The organism is uncultured Photobacterium sp. (assembly GCF_947502415.1).
In the GTDB taxonomy this organism is placed as follows: domain Bacteria; phylum Pseudomonadota; class Gammaproteobacteria; order Enterobacterales; family Vibrionaceae; genus Photobacterium.
The window spans coordinates 1-891 of sequence record NZ_CANMZV010000092.1 but is presented as its reverse complement, the minus strand read 5'-3'; the positions used below and the strand labels follow the sequence as shown (position 1 = coordinate 891).

Sequence of the window (891 nt, the reverse complement as noted above, 5' to 3'; positions counted from 1 at the left end):
TTAACCTGAGCTCGGGATAAGAATCTTGGGAACTAAAAGCTGGTTCCGTGATCAGATCTTTCGACCAAGAAGGACTAATCACAAAGGAACCAGCTATGGACAAGTTAGTGGACTTATTTTGCCATGTCGATGACTTTTGCAAGGTTTTTATACCTCAATGGCAAAAATTACAGCTAGAAAATGGTGAAAGGAAGCGGAACCGACAAAGCCGCATGTCCCCCAGTGAAATCATGACCATTATTATCGCTTTCCACATGTCCCATCAACGTGATTTCAAAAACTTTTATCTAGGTATTATCCGCCGCTATTACAAAAGTGAATTCCCAGCTCTGCTTAGCTATACGCGCTTTCTAGAAGTTATGCCGTCGGTTTTAATCCCTTTAAGCTCTTACTTTACTCACTTAAAAGGACAGCCCACGGGCATTGAGTTTATTGACTCAACAAGTCTTAAAGTATGTCATAACATGCGCATACCAAGGCACAAAGTGTTTAAAGGTACTGCTGCTCGGGGGAAAGGAACGATGGGATGGTTTTATGGGTTAAAATTACACATTATCGTCAATCATGTAGGCGATATCGTTGCTGCAAAACTCACCGCGGCTAATGTTGATGATAGGAAGCCTGTTCGTGAGCTTTCCAAGGGCTTGCTGGACAAGCTATACGCAGATAAGGGCTACATAAGCAAAGCATTAAAAGAAGATCTGAAAGATGAAGGTATTACACTTATCACGACACAGAGAAAGAATATGAAGCCTAAGCTTCTGGCCGCATGGGACAGAGCTATGCTAGCTAAAAGATTCATCATAGAAACAATCAACGACCAGTTGAAAAATATCTCCCAAATAGAACATTCTCGGCACCGTAGTCTTCACGGTTTTATGTTGAATTTAC

At 41.5% G+C, this 891-nt stretch carries 1 protein-coding gene; it reads left to right on the top strand.

Annotation, left to right across the window (positions count from 1 at the left end):
- Positions 1 to 95: 95 nt before the first annotated feature.
- Positions 96 to 891, top strand: a 796-nt coding sequence (locus tag Q0852_RS23660) for an IS982 family transposase (protein ID WP_299022898.1), incomplete at its 3' end; no start/stop codon positions are given.